At 37.8% G+C, this 18,215-nt stretch carries 14 protein-coding genes and 1 pseudogene; 10 read left to right on the top strand and 5 right to left on the bottom strand.

The genetic code is table 11. From position 1 onward, the window contains the following. Nucleotides 1–11: 11 nt before the first annotated feature. Nucleotides 12–1,316, bottom strand: a complete 1,305-nt coding sequence (locus N8M09_RS00735; protein ID WP_261062815.1) for an HD domain-containing protein — start codon at nt 1,314–1,316, stop codon at nt 12–14. A 71-nt stretch (nt 1,317–1,387) separates the two neighbouring features. Between N8M09_RS00735 and N8M09_RS00730 the strand changes: the two genes are divergently transcribed. The 10 genes from N8M09_RS00730 to N8M09_RS00685 all read left to right on the top strand — a co-directional run bounded on the left by N8M09_RS00730 (nt 1,388) and on the right by N8M09_RS00685 (nt 14,759). Then, nucleotides 1,388–1,765: a YwiB family protein gene (locus N8M09_RS00730; protein ID WP_261062814.1), complete on the top strand. Its 378-nt coding sequence runs from the start codon at nt 1,388–1,390 to the stop codon at nt 1,763–1,765. 90 nt (nt 1,766–1,855) lie between these two features. Next, nucleotides 1,856–2,188, top strand: coding sequence for a putative DNA-binding protein (locus tag N8M09_RS00725; RefSeq protein WP_045611844.1), 333 nt, complete (start codon nt 1,856–1,858; stop codon nt 2,186–2,188). 11 nt (nt 2,189–2,199) lie between these two features. Then, on the top strand, nt 2,200–3,771 hold the full coding sequence (gene ffh, locus N8M09_RS00720) for a signal recognition particle protein (RefSeq protein WP_261062813.1): 1,572 nt from the start codon (nt 2,200–2,202) through the stop codon (nt 3,769–3,771). Nucleotides 3,772–3,877: 106 nt separating this feature from the next. Further along, nucleotides 3,878–7,135, top strand: a complete 3,258-nt coding sequence (locus N8M09_RS00715; RefSeq protein ID WP_261062812.1) for a helicase-related protein — start codon at nt 3,878–3,880, stop codon at nt 7,133–7,135. Next, nucleotides 7,128–7,811 carry a DUF4391 domain-containing protein gene (locus N8M09_RS00710; protein WP_261062811.1) on the top strand — a complete coding sequence of 228 codons (684 nt, stop codon included), beginning with the start codon at nt 7,128–7,130 and terminating at the stop codon, nt 7,809–7,811. The genes N8M09_RS00715 and N8M09_RS00710 overlap by 8 nt, the downstream gene beginning before the upstream one ends. 436 nt (nt 7,812–8,247) lie before the next feature. Next, the gene (locus tag N8M09_RS00705) at nt 8,248–9,936 is read left to right on the top strand and encodes a site-specific DNA-methyltransferase (protein ID WP_261062810.1); all 1,689 of its coding nucleotides are present in this window, start codon (nt 8,248–8,250) and stop codon (nt 9,934–9,936) included. Between the two features lies 1 nt (nt 9,937). After that, entirely contained in the window at nt 9,938–10,642 is a 705-nt protein-coding gene (locus N8M09_RS00700) for an SLATT domain-containing protein (protein ID WP_261062809.1), read from the top strand. 31 nt (nt 10,643–10,673) lie between these two features. Further along, the gene (locus N8M09_RS00695; protein ID WP_261062808.1) at nt 10,674–13,751 is read left to right on the top strand and encodes a type III restriction-modification system endonuclease; all 3,078 of its coding nucleotides are present in this window, start codon (nt 10,674–10,676) and stop codon (nt 13,749–13,751) included. Nucleotides 13,752–13,764: 13 nt separating this feature from the next. Continuing rightward, on the top strand, nt 13,765–14,217 hold the full coding sequence (locus tag N8M09_RS00690) for a CFI-box-CTERM domain-containing protein (protein ID WP_261062807.1): 453 nt from the start codon (nt 13,765–13,767) through the stop codon (nt 14,215–14,217). 245 nt (nt 14,218–14,462) lie between these two features. Further along, nucleotides 14,463–14,759 carry a hypothetical protein gene (locus N8M09_RS00685; protein ID WP_261062806.1) on the top strand — a complete coding sequence of 99 codons (297 nt, stop codon included), beginning with the start codon at nt 14,463–14,465 and terminating at the stop codon, nt 14,757–14,759. A gap of 242 nt (nt 14,760–15,001) precedes the next feature. Here N8M09_RS00685 and N8M09_RS00680 read toward each other — a convergent pair. The 4 genes and pseudogenes from N8M09_RS00680 to N8M09_RS00665 all read right to left on the bottom strand — a co-directional run. Then, nucleotides 15,002–15,244, bottom strand: a pseudogene (locus N8M09_RS00680) (solute carrier family 23 protein); the annotation flags it as partial. A 52-nt stretch (nt 15,245–15,296) separates the two neighbouring features. Further along, entirely contained in the window at nt 15,297–16,535 is a 1,239-nt protein-coding gene (locus tag N8M09_RS00675) for an NAD(P)H-dependent oxidoreductase (RefSeq protein ID WP_000673651.1), read from the bottom strand. Between the two features lie 18 nt (nt 16,536–16,553). Next, nucleotides 16,554–17,159, bottom strand: coding sequence for an NADPH-dependent FMN reductase (locus N8M09_RS00670; RefSeq protein WP_020900666.1), 606 nt, complete (start codon nt 17,157–17,159; stop codon nt 16,554–16,556). Between the two features lie 59 nt (nt 17,160–17,218). Continuing rightward, entirely contained in the window at nt 17,219–18,142 is a 924-nt protein-coding gene (locus N8M09_RS00665; RefSeq protein WP_101782005.1) for an FAD:protein FMN transferase, read from the bottom strand. Between the last annotated feature and the right edge of the window lie 73 nt (nt 18,143–18,215).

The raw sequence follows: 18,215 nt of genomic DNA, 5'->3' as shown, positions 1-18,215 counted from the left end.
AATTTCCTCTTCTAGTTTTTATTTGGGGTAAAATGATCATTCTCAATCAAGTGTAAAAATTGCTGGGTAATGCTTGCGAAGATGCTGTTTTGGTCCAACATTTCTTTTGGAAAATAAAAGCGATTATCTCCGTGTCGACTGCCAGCAAGGGATTGGACGATAGGAGACAGGCTAGAGAGTTCGGCCAGTTCTCCATTTTTTTGTAGAATCTCAATCTGTGTCCGTGGATTTTCAGATTCGGGACGATAGATATCATAAGGGAGGTCAAAGTTCTTATGAATGGCAGTGTAGTAGTCTGGATCAAAGCCGATGTCTTCAACCAATTTTCTCATGCTGGCGAGTTGGTCTTGGTCTTCTTGTGAAAAGGTAATGGATTTAAAGACCTTGCGGTTGACAAAGCGTTGCGACAAGTCTGCTAGTATCTTGTCAGGACTAGTCATCCAGAGCTGGAAGTAGGTATTCATCACACCATCATCCAGAGCCAGATAGTCAGACAAGGTCACATTTTTTTCAAAGAAAGGTAGGAGGTGTGGGGAAGTTCGTGCAAAGAAATCCTTGTCCTTAGGGTAGAGTTCCTTGGCACGCTTGAGAAGATTCTGTAGGAGAACTTCCATGGCGCGTGTTGCTGGGTGGAAATAAACCTGCATATACATTTGGTAACGACTGAGGACGTAGTCTTCGATGGCATGCATGCCATTTCGCTGAAAGGCGATACCATTTTCGATAGGACGAATAACTCGGAGAATGCGAGTCAGGTCAAATTCCCCATAGGATGCTCCTGTAAAATAGGAGTCGCGCAAGAGATAGTCCATGCGGTCTGCATCAATCTGACTAGAAATGAGTTGCACGACCTGCTTGTTAGGATAGGTATGGTCGATGACACTGGCTACCTTTTCTGGAAAATCTGGCGCCACTTGTAGCAGGACTTGGTGAATCTCCGTTTCAGGACTTTGGATAATCTCCTGAGTAATGGCCTCATGGTCTGTATCAAAGAGATGTTCAAAAGTATGGGAGTAGGCACCATGCCCAAGGTCGTGTAAAAGAGCAGCGGTCATGGTCAAGAGAGACTCGGCAGGGTTCCATTCTTCTGGATATTTTTCTTCAAAAATCTCCGTGATGCGTCGTGCAATCTCATAGACTCCAAGACAATGGGAGAAGCGACTGTGTTCTCCACCGTGGAAGGTATAACTGGAAGTCCCCAATTGCTTGATTCGACGCAAACGCTGAAATTCTTTTGTATTAATCAAGTCATAGATGATTTGATTATTGACATGGATATAGTTGTGAACTGGGTCACGGAATACTTTTTCGTTCATATGACCATTATAGCAAAAAGCTAGAGTTTTTGGTAAAATAGTAGGACAAGAGACAAGAAAGAGGACCTGATGTGAAGATTCGGATGCGAAATAGGATTCAGTTTGATGAGCAGTTGGAAGTGATTGACCAGCTTTATGACGTTGAAGTGCATGAAAAGGGAGATTATCGCTATCTGCTTTTCTACAATGAGGAAAAAGAAAAAGTAGTGATTAAATTCCATGGTCAAGAACTGGTGATGACCCGTTTTTCCAATCCCAAGACAATTATGCGCTTTCTAAAGGATAGTGATAGTTTAGCCTATATCCCCACACCCATGGGCATGCAGGAGTTTATCATCCAAACGAGCCATTATCAAGTTGATGGGCAAAAGATTTATTTAGACTATCAACTACAAAATCAAGAGGGACAACCCTTTGCCAGCTATCAATTGGAAATTACTTGGGGCTAGTCTCTTGTCTTTTTCAAATTTAGCTAGCTATCTTCTTGGATTGGCTCCCTAGTGTGGTAGATTAGGCTAATTTTTGGTATAATAAAAGTTATGGAAATCGAAAAAACCAATCGTATGAATGCGCTCTTTGAATTTTATGCGGCGCTTTTGACAGATAAGCAAATGAATTATATAGAGCTCTACTACGCTGATGATTATAGTCTTGCTGAGATTGCCGAGGAGTTTGGTGTCAGTCGTCAGGCTGTCTATGACAATATCAAGCGGACAGAAAAGATTCTGGAAGATTATGAGATGAAATTGCACATGTACTCGGACTACATTGTCCGTAGTCAGATTTTTGACCAGATTTTGGAGCGCTATCCCAATGATGACTTTCTGCAAGAGCAGATAGAAATTTTAACAAGCATTGATAATAGAGAATAAGAGGAAGAAACATGGCATTTGAAAGTTTAACAGAACGTTTACAGAACGTCTTTAAAAATCTACGTAAAAAAGGAAAAATCTCAGAGGTTGATGTCCAAGAGGCAACCAAAGAAATTCGCTTGGCCTTGCTTGAGGCCGACGTTGCCTTGCCTGTTGTAAAGGACTTTATTAAGAAAGTTCGTGAGCGTGCAGTCGGGCATGAGGTTATTGATACCCTTAATCCTGCGCAACAAATTATTAAAATCGTTGATGAGGAATTGACAGCTGTTTTAGGTTCTGATACGGCTGAGATTATCAAGTCTCCTAAGATTCCAACCATCATCATGATGGTCGGTTTGCAGGGGGCTGGTAAAACAACCTTTGCTGGTAAATTGGCCAACAAACTCAAGAAAGAAGAAAATGCTCGTCCTTTGATGATTGCGGCGGATATTTATCGTCCAGCTGCCATTGATCAGCTCAAAACTCTGGGGCAACAGATTGATGTGCCTGTCTTTGCACTTGGAACAGAAGTACCAGCTGTTGAGATTGTACGTCAAGGTTTGGAACAAGCCCAAGCTAATCATAATGACTATGTCTTGATTGATACGGCAGGTCGTTTGCAGATTGATGAGCTTTTGATGAATGAGCTTCGTGACGTGAAAGCCTTGGCTCAGCCAAATGAAATCCTGCTTGTCGTTGATGCCATGATTGGTCAAGAAGCGGCCAATGTTGCGCGTGAGTTCAATGCTCAGTTAGAAGTAACTGGGGTTATCCTTACCAAGATTGATGGGGACACTCGTGGTGGTGCTGCCCTATCTGTTCGTCACATTACTGGAAAACCAATCAAGTTCACTGGTACAGGTGAAAAGATTACAGATATCGAAACCTTCCACCCAGACCGTATGTCTAGCCGTATCCTTGGTATGGGGGATATGCTCACTTTGATTGAGAAAGCTTCTCAAGAATACGATGAGCAAAAAGCCCTTGAAATGGCTGAGAAGATGCGTGAGAACACCTTTGATTTCAATGATTTCATCGATCAGTTGGATCAGGTGCAAAACATGGGACCAATGGAAGACTTGCTCAAGATGATTCCAGGTATGGCTAACAATCCAGCCCTTCAAAACATGAAGGTGGATGAGCGTCAGATTGCGCGCAAGCGTGCTATTGTGTCTTCTATGACACCTGAAGAGCGTGAAAACCCAGATTTGTTAAATCCGAGCCGTCGCCGTCGTATCGCAGCTGGTTCTGGAAATACATTTGTCGAAGTCAATAAATTTATCAAGGACTTTAACCAGGCTAAACAGCTCATGCAAGGTGTTATGTCTGGAGATATGAACAAGATGATGAAGCAAATGGGTATCAATCCAAATAACCTTCCTAAAAATATGCCAAATATGGGAGGGATGGATATGTCTGCCCTTGAAGGAATGATGGGACAAGGTGGCATGCCTGACCTGTCAGCTCTCGGAGGAGCAGGAATGCCAGATATGAGCCAGATGTTTGGTGGCGGACTCAAAGGTAAAATCGGTGAATTTGCCATGAAACAGTCTATGAAACGCATGGCGAATAAAATGAAGAAAGCGAAGAAGAAACGTAAGTAAGATAAAGGAAGGCCGCAGGGCTTTCCTTTTTTGGAAAGAAAAAAAGGTCTATTTTGAATCTGCAAAGAATGATATAATAGTAGAAATAGTCTAACAGGGAGGAATTATGGAAATTGATAATAGATCAATTCGTCTTGGAGATGAATTAAAGAAAGAATTGAAATCAGAGAGCCGAGTCAAAATTGCAGCGGCGACCTTTTCTATGTTTGCTTATCAGCAGTTGAAAGAGGAATTGGAGAATATTGAAGAGTTGAAATTTATTTTCACAAATCCGACTTTTATAACAGATGAAACCAAAACAGATTTCCGTGAATATACGATACCCAAAAAAGAACGGGAACAATCGATTTTTGGTGGAAAGTATGAACTGAAATTGATGAATGAGCTGACCCAAAAAGCGATTGCTCGTGAATGTGCTGATTGGATCCGAAGAAAAGCGCAATTTAAGTCTATTAATATTGAAACAGATGAAATGCCAAATGGTATTCGAATTGAAAATTCGGATGATGTAGTGGCAGTAGATCGTTTGAAAAACTTTGATCGCAAAGAATTAGGATATGAGGCATCTCTATTTAAAACGAGTAGAAACCTCTATCATGCACCACTTAGTTTAAATTATTTAGATGAATTTGACAATCTTTGGGAAGAAGATGATTATTTTCGTGATGTTACAGAAGAGTTTTTGGAGAATTTAAACCTAGCTCACAAAGAACATTCACCTGAGTTCATTTACTATGTGATGCTATATAATTTATTCAGTGAATTTTTAGAAGATATCAATGAAGACTTTTTACCAAATGAAGGGGTCGGTTATAAAGAAAGTAAGATTTGGGGGCTGTTATATGATTTCCAAAAGGATGCAGTGAAATCGATCATTTCTAAATTAGAAAAATTTAATGGATGTATTCTAGCGGATTCGGTTGGTCTAGGGAAGACTTATACAGCTTTAGCGGTCATGACTTATTATGCTTATCGAGGCAAACGTATTTTAGTACTTTGTCCTAAAAAGTTAGAAAATAACTGGAATATGTATCGTCATGATTATGTAAATAATCCAATTTATGATAGACATTTGCTTTATGACGTGCTTTATCATACAGATCTTAGTAGAGATAAAGGGCACTCTAATGGAATTGATTTGTCCTTAAATAATTGGCATACTTATGATTTGGTTGTCATTGATGAGTCCCATAATTTTAGAAATGGAGGTTCTAGCGAAAATGACTTATCCGAGGGGAGAGAAAATCGATACAGTCGTTTAATGAATCGCATCATAAAGTCTGGTGTCCCTACAAAGGTACTCATGCTATCAGCCACACCTGTTAATAATCGTTTTAATGATTTGAAAAATCAAATTGCTCTAGCCTATGAAGGTGATACGGATCAAATTGATAGTAAATTAGAAACCAAATCATCTATAAATGATATTTTCAGAAATGCTCAATCTGCTTACAACAAGTGGGCTGACCTACCTGCAGAAGAGAGAACAACAGATAAACTATTATCGACATTAGATTTTGATTTCTTTAAAGTACTAGATAGTGTAACCATAGCTAGAAGTAGAAAACATATTCGCGAATTTTATGATAGAGAAGCTATTGGGGAGTTTCCACAGCGCTTAAAACCTCTTAATTTTGAACCGGATTTAACAGTTTCAAATCTTGGAATTACCTATAAAAAATTATATCACTTGCTTGATAAACTACAGTTGACTATCTATCAACCTTCAATACATATCTACCCATCAAAGAGAGTTAAATATGATAAAAGTAAAGAAGGAAAAATGGGGAATTTAACTCAGTTTGGTCGTGAGTCTGGTATCAAAAAACTGATGATGATTAACCTGCTCAAACGTTTAGAAAGTTCTGTTGCAGCTTTTCGATATACTTTAATAGACGTTGTAAAAGATTATGTAGAAAAGACGTTACAGGCTATCGAGGAATATGAATTGACAGGCTTGGATCATTTATCTGTTGACCCTCATCTTAATGAAGATGATTTTGATTTGGAAGACAGTAATTTCGAGTTCTCTATCGGTAAGAAAAATCGGATTGCTCTACAAGATATGGATTATCGTAGTTGGAAGGTCGAGTTAGAACAAGATTTTGCAGTATTGACAGAGCTAGAAAATCTAATAAGTAAAATAACACCACAAGAAGACCAAAAACTTCAGACTCTTTTTACCTTGATAGATGAGAAACTAACAAATCCAATCAATGCTGGCAATAAAAAGTTGATCATTTTCTCCGCATTTGCGACAACAACGAACTACCTTTATAAACATATTAGTCAGTATGTCTTGGATAAGTATGGTCTCTACACTGCTCAGATTTCAGGTACAAAAGGTTTTGCAACAACTCTGGAAACTAAAAATAAAGATCTCAATTCGTTACTAACTTATTTCTCTCCTAAATCAAAATCTCGTGATGTTCTGTTTCCTGGTGATGAAAGTGAAATCGATCTTTTAATCGCAACAGATGTGATTTCTGAAGGTCAAAACTTACAAGATGCAGATATGATGGTTAATTACGATATCCATTGGAATCCTGTCCGTATTGTTCAACGATTTGGTCGTGTGGATCGAATTGGTAGTCGAAATAAATACATTCAATTGGTTAACTTTTGGCCGAACCTTGAGTTAGATGAGTATATCGATCTCAAGTCTAGGGTTGAATCTAGAATGAAGATTTCTGTCTTGACTTCAACAGCAGATGATAATGTTTTATCTAGTGAAGAAATAGAGGATAATAATTACCGAAGAAAACAATTAGAACGTCTTAGAGATGAAGTAGTCGATCTAGAGGAGATGAATGATGGTATTTCCATTATGGATTTAGGATTAGAAGATTATCGTATGGACCTTCTTAAGTATTTGGAAGAACATCCTGAGTTAGAAAGAGTTCCAAAAGGATTGCAAGCTATTTTACCTGCCTCCAATAAAGAATCAGAAGGTGTCATTTTCGTCCTAAAAAACAAAGAACAGTTAAAAGGAAAAAATCATCAAAATCAACTTCACCCATATTATATCCTCTACATCAATAGAAATGGAGAACTGCTTTTATCTCCGTCTGAAAGCAAGAAAATATTAGAACACCTCAGTAGCATTTGTCGGGGTCAAAGTAAACCATTGAGTCAAATAGTAGACAAGTTTAATCATCAAACAAAAGACGGTAAAGAAATGGTTGTTTATTCCGAATTGCTTCAAGAGGCAATCGATCAACTAATGGAACATGATCAGATTTCAACGATGGATGCCCTATTTAACTTTGGATCAGTTGATTTGATGAATACTAGCATCGAGGGAATGGATGATTTTGAGCTAATTTGTTTCTTTATATTGATGAAAGGAGATTCTGATGATTAAATTTCCATCTTATACATCCTTATCAAAAGCTCACGTTCTATATCGGCCTCATAAAAAGGGAAATAGTGATTTTTTTGATAATCTTAATGTTTCTGTAAAAGAAAAGAAAGAATTAAGAGAACAGATTAGAGCAATTCAAATTACTCATCAGATTGATACAAGTACCACTAATATTCCTGCTGGAAAAAAAGTGAAGCAAATCATGGTTTTAGAAATAGAACTCGAACAAATGGATGTTTCGTTCACTTTATTAGAACAGCTAGATATAAGATTAGGGATTTACACAGCTTTTGTATTAAAATATCCACAAGGTCAAGAAGAACTTCTTATTCATTATAAAGAGCCTTTAAGTCAAGAAAAGGATGGCAAGCACTTTAAGATTGTTCGTCGCTTTCAGACGCGTGATGATGTAAGCATTGACTTTGAGGGAAATGACTTAGATGATGTTTATGAGAGTCTTGTAAAAGAAACTGGTAAGAAAGAGCTACAAGTTTTAGAAACAAGTAATCTTAGAAACTCTATTGACCTCAGTGACCAATTAGATAAATTAGAAAAAAAGGCACAACAGTTAAAGAAAAAGATGTATTCTGAAAAATCAATGAGAAAACAAATAGAAATAAAAAGAGACTATCAGGCTACATTGAAAGAAATAGAAGCTTTAAAGAAGCAAAATTGATTGTAAGTTTTGACAAAGGAAAATCAGAAATTGAGATTAGGAAACTTCTTTGATTTCAAAATCTATTTTTGATAAAATGAAGCTGTAATTTATTAAAAATTAAGCATTACAAAGATAGGATAAGCCCACTTAATTTTTTATAAAATTAAAATTACAAAAGCTTGACAAAGCTAAGAAAGGATACTACCATGAGCACAGCACAGCACAGCACAGCACAGCACAGCACAGCACAGCACAGCACAGCACAGCACAGAACACAGGTGAAAACTCTGGACTTGAGAAATTAACTCTCACTTCAAAAGATGTTTTTACAGATAATATTTCAAAAATTGGTCAACTTTTTCCTGAAGTTCTGACGGAAAAGAGGGATGAATACGGCATATTACGTCCTGCGATTGACTTTGAGAAGCTTAAACAGTTTTTATCAGAGGAAATTGTGGATGGTCGAGAATCCTATGAGTTTACTTGGGTTGGAAAGCGTGAAGCTATTGCAGAAGCTGGGCGACCAACTACCAAAACCTTAAGACCAGATCTTGATGAAAGTGTTGACTTTGAAAACAGTGAAAATGTCTTTATTACTGGGGATAATTTAGAAGTCTTAAAAATTTTACAAGAATCCTATCTAGGAAAAATCGATATGATTTATATCGATCCACCATATAATACAGGAAAAGACTTTGTATACTCTGATAAGTTCCAAAAAACAGATGAAGAGCTGAAAGAAGAGATGGAACTTTTGGATGAAGAAGGACGCCAGGTCGTTGGGCTCACAAAAAATGAAAAGACATCGGCCCGTTACCACTCAGACTGGCTCAATATGATGTATCCACGCCTGCGCTTAGCAAAAAATCTCCTCAAAGATTCAGGTGTTATCTTTATCTCTATCGATGATAATGAACAAGCTAATCTGAAAGCTATCTGTGATGAGATATTTGGAGAGGAGAATCTCGTTCAAACAATTGCTTGGAGAAGAAGTGATAATCAGCCTAATATAGGTAAAGCTGCTAGAGTTAAAGAATATATATATGTGTATTCAAAAGATTATTTTAGGGTTACATATGGACGTCTACCACTTTCAGATACTGCTAAGAAAGAATATGCATATGAAGATTCAAAAGGAAAATATGGAAGAGGCATCCTACGTGATGAAGTTCGAGGAAGGTTTAATTATGAAATTGTAAGCCCAGCTGGAAAAATACTTATGGGGCCATGGATGGTTTCGGAAAAAGATTTTCACCAACTTTTAAAAGATGATAAAATTCATTGGCCAGAAAATGGAGGAGTCCCAAGAACAAAGATATATTTAAGTGATGCAATGAAGAATGGTCAACTATCTAATGATTTTTGGAATGTTGAGTTTGGAACAAATCAACGTGCCAATAATGAAATTAAGAAGTTATTCGATTTTAGAATATTCGATTTCTCTAAACCAACAAAACTATTATTAAATTTGTTAGGATTAGGTGCAAGTATAAAAACTTCCCTCATTCTGGACTTCTTCGGTGGTTCTGGTACGACAGCTGATGCAATTATGCAACTGAATGCGGAAGATGGTGGAAATCGTAAGTTTATCTTGTGTACGTTGGATGAAGCAGTTGCTGAAAAATCTGCTGCTAAAGAAGCAGGTTATGAAACCATTGACCAAATTTCACGTGAGCGGATTCGTCGTGCTGCTGCCAAGATTCAGGAGGAGCATCCTGAGTTGGCTGGTAAGCAAGATTTTGGCTTCAAAGCCTATAAGTTAGATTCTTCAAATTTCAAGGATGTTTCAGCTCGACCGGATCAATTTATTCAAGGAGAACTCTTTGATAGTGTATCTAATATCAAGGAAGGACGTACTGGCCTTGACTTACTTTTCCAAGTGATGCTGACCTGGGGGATGGAACTATCACTAGCTATTGATTTGGATAAAGTAACAGGAGCAGAAGTCTATGACGTAGATCAAGGTTCACTCATGGCTTGTTTTGAAGATGAAATCTCTGAAGAAGTTATCCGTCACATCGCTCAAGCACAACCACTCCGCGCCGTTTTCCGTGATAGCTCATTTGCCAATTCAGCAGATAAGATTAACGTAAGTGAAATCTTCAAAGAATTATCACCTCATACCAAAGTTAAGGTGGTGTAGAATGAAAGAAATTCTAGATTTTAAAGATCGAGATATAGACTACGAGATTAATTTAAAATGTAATTCGATTGATACTGTAAGGGCCGCTAGAATTAATATGAGTAAAAGATTATACGAATATGCTGAAAAATGGGAATTGATTTTTTTAGCAATGAGTATAATGTCAACGGGTTTATTAGTATATTCGCTAATAAACCCTGAAAATAAAGATAGATTAGCTTTGTCGGCTTTGTTTTCCATATACTCTTTGCTTGTACAGAATTTTGTTGCTAAGTTGAACTATAATGAGAGGGCTTTGAAACTACATTATCATCAGTTAGAATTAGAAGACTTTTTACTTGAATTAAAATCAATTATTTTCCAAAAATCACTTAGTGATGATGACAAAATAAATAAATACCAACAGATAATGTCAAGGTATCAAATTAGCCTACGGGGAAATGAAAATCATTCGGATTTTGATCACAAGTATGCTAAAAAGTATCAGAAGAGAAAATATGGTCAAGGCGATTCGCAATCTGATATGGAATCTAAAGTAATAGATGAGATAATTGAAGATGATAAGAAAAAGTGTTGGCTAAAAAATGCCTATCTTTATATTGAAAAATTTATCAAGCGACATGATTTTAGTTGGAATAAAATCATTATTTGGTTTCAATATATATTGATTCCATTGGTTCTTATCTGGTATTTAGTTTTATCCTGAGGGCAAGAAATTTTAAAGAAGAAAATAAATTATGAAACTACAATTTAAAAAACAACAATTCCAGTTGGATGCGGTGAGTGCCATTGCAGATTTATTTCAAGGGCAAGCTAAACATACTGGAGTTCAGTATATGGCGGATCCAGGTCGTCTCAAGTCAGATGAAGTAGACTTGGTTTTAGATGCTTATCGAAATGCACCGATTCAATTGAGTCAAGCAAGTATACGAGAAAATGTTCATGCCATGCAAACTCGCTATGGTTTACGTCCTTCTGATAGTCTTTCTATTGATATGATTGCTGGGAGAGAAGCTTATAATTTCTCAATAGAAATGGAGACGGGTACAGGGAAGACCTACACGTATATCCGTACAATTATGGAGCTGAATAAACGTTATGGCTGGCTTAAGTTCGTCATTGTCGTTCCAAGTGTAGCCATTCGTGAAGGAGTTCTCAAGTCTCTACAAATTATGTCAAGTCACTTTCAGATGGAGTATGGGAAGCAACCACGCTATTTTGTCTACGATTCTTCACGTTTAGGTGATTTGGATAGTTTTGCTAATTCGTCAGACCTTCAAATCATGGTCATCAACTCTCAAGCCTTTAATGCAAAAGGAAAAGATGCTCGACGGATTCATTCTGAGCAGGAAAGTTTCCGTTGGCGTCGTCCGATTGATGTATTGGCAGCTATGAATCCGATTATGATTATCGATGAGCCTCAGTCTGTTGAAGGGAAGCAAACCAAGGAAAGACTAAAAGATTTCAAGCCATTGTTTACGCTACGTTATTCGGCTACCCATAAAGAAAAGCATGATATGGTTTATAGATTGGATGCCATGGATGCTTACAATCAAAAATTGGTGAAGAAGATTGCCGTTAAGGCTATTGAGCAAACTGGGACGACCGGGACACAAGGCTATCTATATCTACAAGAAATCATTCCACAAAAATCAGGAGCACCTAAAGCAAAAATTGAGTTTGAAGTAAAAATGCAGTCAGGTGTCAAAAGGAAATTGAAGGTGGTGGAAGAACCCTTTGATTTGTACGCTGAATCTGGGAATTTATCTGCTTATAAAGGAATGACCCTTAGTCACTTTGATGCAAGAGAGAACAAACTTCAAGTTGGTGTGACTCAGGAACTCAATGTCGGTGAAGTGATTGGGGAAGTGGATGAGTCGAGCATCAGAAGAATTCAAATCCGAGAGACTATAAAAAGTCATATCGAAAAGGAAAGTAAACTTTACAATCGAAGAATTAAAGTATTATCCCTATTTTTCATCGATGAAGTGGCCAAGTATAAGCAATATGATGAACATAATGATGCCTATAATGGTGAATACGCTCAGATTTTTGAAGAGGAATACCGAAATCAAGTAAATCAGTTTATCCAAACACAGGAACCAACCCCTTATCGTAGATATTTGGAGGCTAATCTTGAAGGAAATTTAGTTCATGCTGGTTACTTTTCGGTAGATAAAGTGAAGAAGTCAGATAAGACCATTTTTGTGGACTATAAATCTGCCAGTGAAAAGAAGAACAATCTTTCAAATGACACTGATGCCTATGACTTGATTATGAAGGACAAGGAGCGTTTGTTGAGCTTTGAGGAGCCAGTTCGATTCCTCTTTTCTCACTCAGCTCTAAAAGAGGGATGGGATAATCCTAATGTCTTTCAAATCTGTACGCTGAAGCAATCTTCAGCAGAGACTCGTAAACGTCAAGAAATTGGTCGTGGTATGCGTTTGGCAGTTGATCAAAACGGAATTCGTCAGGATTTTGAACTCTTAGGAAGTGACGTTCATGAAATCAATAAACTGACAGTAATTGCAAATGAAAGTTATGATCAATTTGCTCGAAGTCTACAAGAAGAAATCAAAGAACTCTTAGCAGATCGTCCTGCAAAAGTGGACGCTACTCTTTTTGCGAATAAAGTTCTAACAAATCAAGAAGGTCAAACAATACGTATTACGAAGGAACAAGCAGATTCGATTCACTTTGATTTGATTCGACAAGGCTATATAGACCGTGAAGGACAATTGACTACAGAATATTTTACTGCAAAAGAAAATCATCAGTTACAGCTGTCTGAAACACTAGCAGGTTATGAGGATAAGCTGGTAGAGATATTGGAGAGCGTTTATCATGCTGAACAGTATGAAATTGAAAATGCCAATCATTCAGTCATTCAATTCTCAAATGAGGTCAATCAAGAAAATATTGCCCGAAAAGAATTTTTAAATCTCTGGAAGCAAATCAATCGTAAGACAGGCTATCAAGTAGAATTTGATGATGCGGAATTGGTAAAACATTCGGTTGACTATATCAATGAGAAATTAGTCGTTAGCAAACCAAGCTTTCATATAACTCAAGCAAGCGCTGCTGAGATGAGTAAGGAAGAAGGACTCCATCTGACAGTGGCTGAGAATGATCGTCAGCAAGAGTATCTAACGGATTCGCAGATTATGACCAAATATGATTTGTTAGGGGAGGTTGCTGAGCAGACTGGATTAACACGTAGGTTGGTTGCGGAAATATTAAGTAAAATCTATGTCTGCCAATTTGACAAGTTTAAACAAAATCCAGAAGAGTTTATTCTTAAGGTTTCAAAACTAATTAATGAACAAAAAGCAAGTCAAATTATCAAGCATATTCAGTATAATGTGTTAAATGAAGAGTATGATATGGACTTGTTTTATGACAATCCTGAAACTGCTAACAGATCAGATGATCACTTACTTGAATCCAAAAAAGGGATTTACAATTTTGTAAAAGTTGATTCAAATACGGAGAAGACGTTTAAAGAATCTTTGGAACAATACGAGGATGTTCGTGTTTATGTGAAGTTACCAGGGAAGTTCAGTATTGCGACTCCACTTGGAAACTATAATCCTGACTGGGCAATCGCCTTCCGTGAAGGAAGTGTCAAGCATATCTATTTTGTTGCAGAAACAAAAGGCTCTATGTCTAGTCTTCAATTAAAACAAGCTGAGCAAGCAAAAATTGCCTGTGCGCGTGCTCACTTTAAAGCATTAGCACAAGCTGGATTGATTAATGACCAGCACATCTATGATGTGGTTTCTAGCTATGAGGAATTATTAAATATTGTAAGATAGGGAGGAAAAAGAAATGGAATTTGTTGTATATCGTAAGGGAAGAGAAGTAGCTATTTTTCAACGTAGGAGTGATGCAGAGAGATATGTGCGCTCTAAAACTGGATTTTTCGGTGAACCAGATGCTTATTATCAAATTGAACAAAGAGGTTGTTATTTGACAGAAGCAGCGGTAACTTACAAGGGATTGGCAGATGACTGCGATGAATTGATGACTTTGAGAAAATTCAGGGATTCTTATCTAGCCTTGCAAGATGGTGGTCAGGAGGAAATTGAATCCTACTATAAGATGGCTCCTCAGATTGTTGCCAAGTTAGAGGAACATCTAAATCGTGAGGAAATACTAGAGTCTATCTGGGCAGAACTTGTATTGCCTTGTGTTTCCTTGATTAAAGCAGGAGAGGATCAAGCTTGCCATCAATTATATAAAACATATACACTAGAACTATCTCAAAAAGTGGTTCAATAAAACGATTAGAATATACAAAAAGAGTTCGGCTCCTCGCTAACTTGTATAGTACAGAGGAGCCCGAATTCTATTTAGATTCCCAATACCAAAACAAACGTATCAAGCTAATCACAAACTCAACTTATATTGAAGATTTTGATTGGTATGATGACGAGACAAAAGAAGCCAATTTCACTAGATGGCTTGATAAAATGATGGGAGTGTAAGGGGGTATTATTACCTCTTGGGATTTAAGAGAACACAATTTGTTTAAATTTATAGGGATTTTGGCTATATTGTTTTGCCTATTTATTATTATAGGGTCAAGATTTGTGACTGTAGGTATAAATAGCAAGGAAGAGAATAAAATAGTACAAACAGAAAGCCCAACAAGTCAAGAAAGCAAGTTGCGTACTGATTTACATGATGGTACTATTTTAGGTAAGTTCTGGAACAGCAAAGGTTACTTTGTGGTAGTATATGACGAGGACACAAAAGCCCCTATAATCTTCCCTGTTGATGTTAAGGAGTGGGAGACTATGAGAGTAGGGGAAACATATTAAAACGCTGTAGAAATCATACACTCACTTTTAAATATCAAAAAATGAGCACTTCCGTAATTGGAAATGCTCGTTTTTTGATGTATTTAGACTCTTATACTCAATGAAAATCAAAGAGCAAACTAGGAAGCTAGCTGTAGGTTGCTCAAAGCACTGCCTTGAGGTTGTAGATAAGACTGACGAAGGCAGTCACATATATAATCCAAGGCGACGTTGACGTGGTTTGAAGAGATTTTCGAAGAGTATTAGTCTTTATTTTCGTATGGCAAAATCAAGTTCAAGATGATTCCTGTCATGGCTGATAGAGCAGTACCTGAAAGGGTAACTGGACCAAGTTTAAGGATAGCTCCTCCAAGTCCAAGGACCAACATAACACTTGCGATGATTAGGTTACGCATCTGGCTAAAGTCAACACGTTCTTTGATCAAGACTTTCAAACCGTTGCTTGCGATAATACCATAGAGAAGGATAGACATACCACCAAATACAGTTGATAAAGAGTCACTTAAAAAGGAACCAAAATGGTTCCTAAAACTATTATTAGTTACTTGCTCCAGATGTAGCGTCTGCGCCACCACCGTGGCCTCCAGCATCACCTGCATCAGAAGCTCCAGATGTAGCATCTGCTCCACCATGTCCTCCAGCAGGAGCTGCAGCATTTCCACCAACTAGACGTTGACCAGTTGTATTGAGGTACCAGTCAAGCCATGGTTGGAAATTAAAGATGATTTCATTGATTCCAGCATATGAACCATCTGGATAGTACATTGCTTGGTAATTATGGGTATTAATAACGCCTTCTGGTGTTCCTGGTACAATTGTACGGACATATTCTTGGTCCCCATTACGCAATACGCCGACAACCCATTCAACGTTTTTCATTCTAGAGTCTGGCAATGAACCGTGTACAGTTCCTAAACGGTTTCCTGATTGAGCACGTACACGTTTACCAAACATTGTATTTGGATCTTGGTGTGCGTTATTAAAGTACAAGAATTGGTTATTATCGTCTGCAAATGTCAATTCAAATGGCATTGCTTTCAAGAACATATCAATTTGGTTAACTGTTAAGATACCATGGTCTAATTTAACGTAAGTATCTCCTGAAACAGCTCCAACAAGTTCAGCTGCTTTTTCTACCCATTCAGGATCATCTGGGTCAACACCTTGAATGGTAGTTGCAATTGAATTTGTACAATATAAATCTTCTGGTGCAATTGGTTTTGGTTTTTTCAATTTTGAAACGACTCCCACATATTTTACAAAGTTGTCCAAGCATGTTTCAAGGAAATTAATAGTTCCTTCATTTGTGATATTGCCCTCTGCGTCAAATGCTTCTTTGGCTTTACCAAGAAGGAATTCGTTACCTGGAAGCGTATAGGCATTAACACCTGGAGCGTCAAGAATCTTACGAAGGTGAACTTGGGCACGAGAAGTACCTTGGTCGTAGTAAGAAGCTCCCACAATCATGACTGGTTTGTTTTCAAATGGATGAACTTCATATGAAAGCCATTCAAGAACAGATTTAAGAGAAGCTGAGATTGTGTGGTTGTGCTCAGGAGTAGCGATAATGACACCATCAGCACGAGTAATTCTGTTATACAAGAGACGCAATTGGAAACTTTCATCCCATTTTTCGTCTTGGTTAAACATTGGAACTTCGTCAATTTCGAGAACTTCTAATTCAAATTTGAGTTTGAAGTGACGACGGATGAATTCCAAGAGTTTACGGTTATATGATTGATCGTAGTTTGATCCTACAAGTCCAACAAATTTCATTCTTTTTGGTCTCCTATCTTACAAATTTTCCCAGTCAAATTCTTCAGCATCTTTGCGAAGTAGGGCTTGTGCGTTGCGCAATTTTTCTGTAATTTTTACAAAGATACGGAAGTCGTCAAAAGTGGCATCCAGTTTTTTAATAACATCAAGATCTACGAGATCTCCACTTGGATTAAAGGCTTGAAGAGAATGTGAAAGCAAGAATTCATCAGGAAGGACACTTGCTTTGATTTCTGGTGCGTTTAAGATTTGGCGAAGTTGTAATTGGGCGCGTGATGAACCAAGCGTACCGTAAGAAGCACCAGTAATCATGATTGGTTTGTTCAAAAGTGGGTAAATACCATATGACAACCAAGCAAGAGCGCTCATCAAAACAGCTGGGATAGAGTGGTCATACTCAGGAGTACCGATAATAACACCATCTGCCTCTTCAATTTTAGCAGCTATTTCTAGAATTTCAGCAGGTACTTGCTTGTCGGCTGGTTTGTTGAAGACAGGAATATCCTTGATTTCAACAAGTTCAATTTCAGCTTTGTCCGCAAAGTGTTTTTGCATGTATTGAAGCAATTGACGGTTTGTAGAACGTTTTGAGTTTGTTCCAACAATAGCAATAAGTTTTAACATGAGATTTCCTTTCTCTTTTTACATAATACGAATTTAAAACTCCATTGAAACAGTTGTTTCTATAGAGTAGGAATTCCTGAAGAGCAGCTTAGGTGACCTTCTTTATCAATCAGAATCGCTTCGATTCCCTCCAAACTTTCGACTTGCCAGAGGATAGAAGCAGGTCTTTCTCCAAAGAGTCGAGTTGTCCAGATTTCGCCATCGACTGATTTATCAGAGATGATTGTCAGACTAGCTAGTTCCGTTTCAACAGGATAGCCTGTTTGGCTGTCAAAAATGTGATGGTAATCTTTTCCATCGACTGTCAGGTGACGTTCATAAATGCCTGAAGTCACGACAGATTGATTGACAACAGGGATGGTCATTAAGTGATTGCCCCGAGGATTGGCTGGGTCTTGAATCCCGATTTGCCAAGGTTGATTATCTCTTGCCTGATTTTTTCCAATGGTCAGGATATTCCCTCCCAGATTGATCAAGGCAGAAGTCACTCCCTCTGCTCTCAGAAATTGGGCAACCTTATCCGCACTATAACCCTTGGCTAAACAACCAAGATCGATCTTCATTCCTTTCTGTTTTAGAAATACAGTGGAAGTAGTAGAATCTAACTCGATATAATGAGGATTGATTAAAGGGAGCACCTCTTTAATTTCTTGAGGTTGTGCAACTTTGGCATCTGAAAAACCGATACGCCAGGTTTGAATTAAGGGACCAATACTGATGTTGAGATGGCTAGAGGGCGCTAGGCTATGCTCTAACCCAAGTGAAATCAGTTCAAACAGGTCTGGATGAACCTTGACGGGGGCTATTCCAGCTTGATGATTGATTTCCATCAACTCAGATTCTTGGCTATTGGCATTGAAGCGGTATTCGAGCTCTCTGAGTAAATCAAAGGATTTCTGGAGCAAGCTATCGGCTCGCTCATCCACTAATGAAATCGTGATAGTGGTTCCCATTAGGCGTTCAGAATGTGAACTAAGAGGCAAGCTACCAACTCCTTTCTCTTATGAAAAGAAGGTTGAAATATAGTAAATTTATGAAAAATGAACCCCTTACATT

The sequence above is a fragment of the Streptococcus mitis genome (assembly GCF_946190375.1).
GTDB classification, from domain to species: domain Bacteria; phylum Bacillota; class Bacilli; order Lactobacillales; family Streptococcaceae; genus Streptococcus; species Streptococcus mitis_CJ.
Note: the sequence above shows the minus strand (reverse complement) of the source record. Positions and strands in the feature narration are given on the sequence as shown.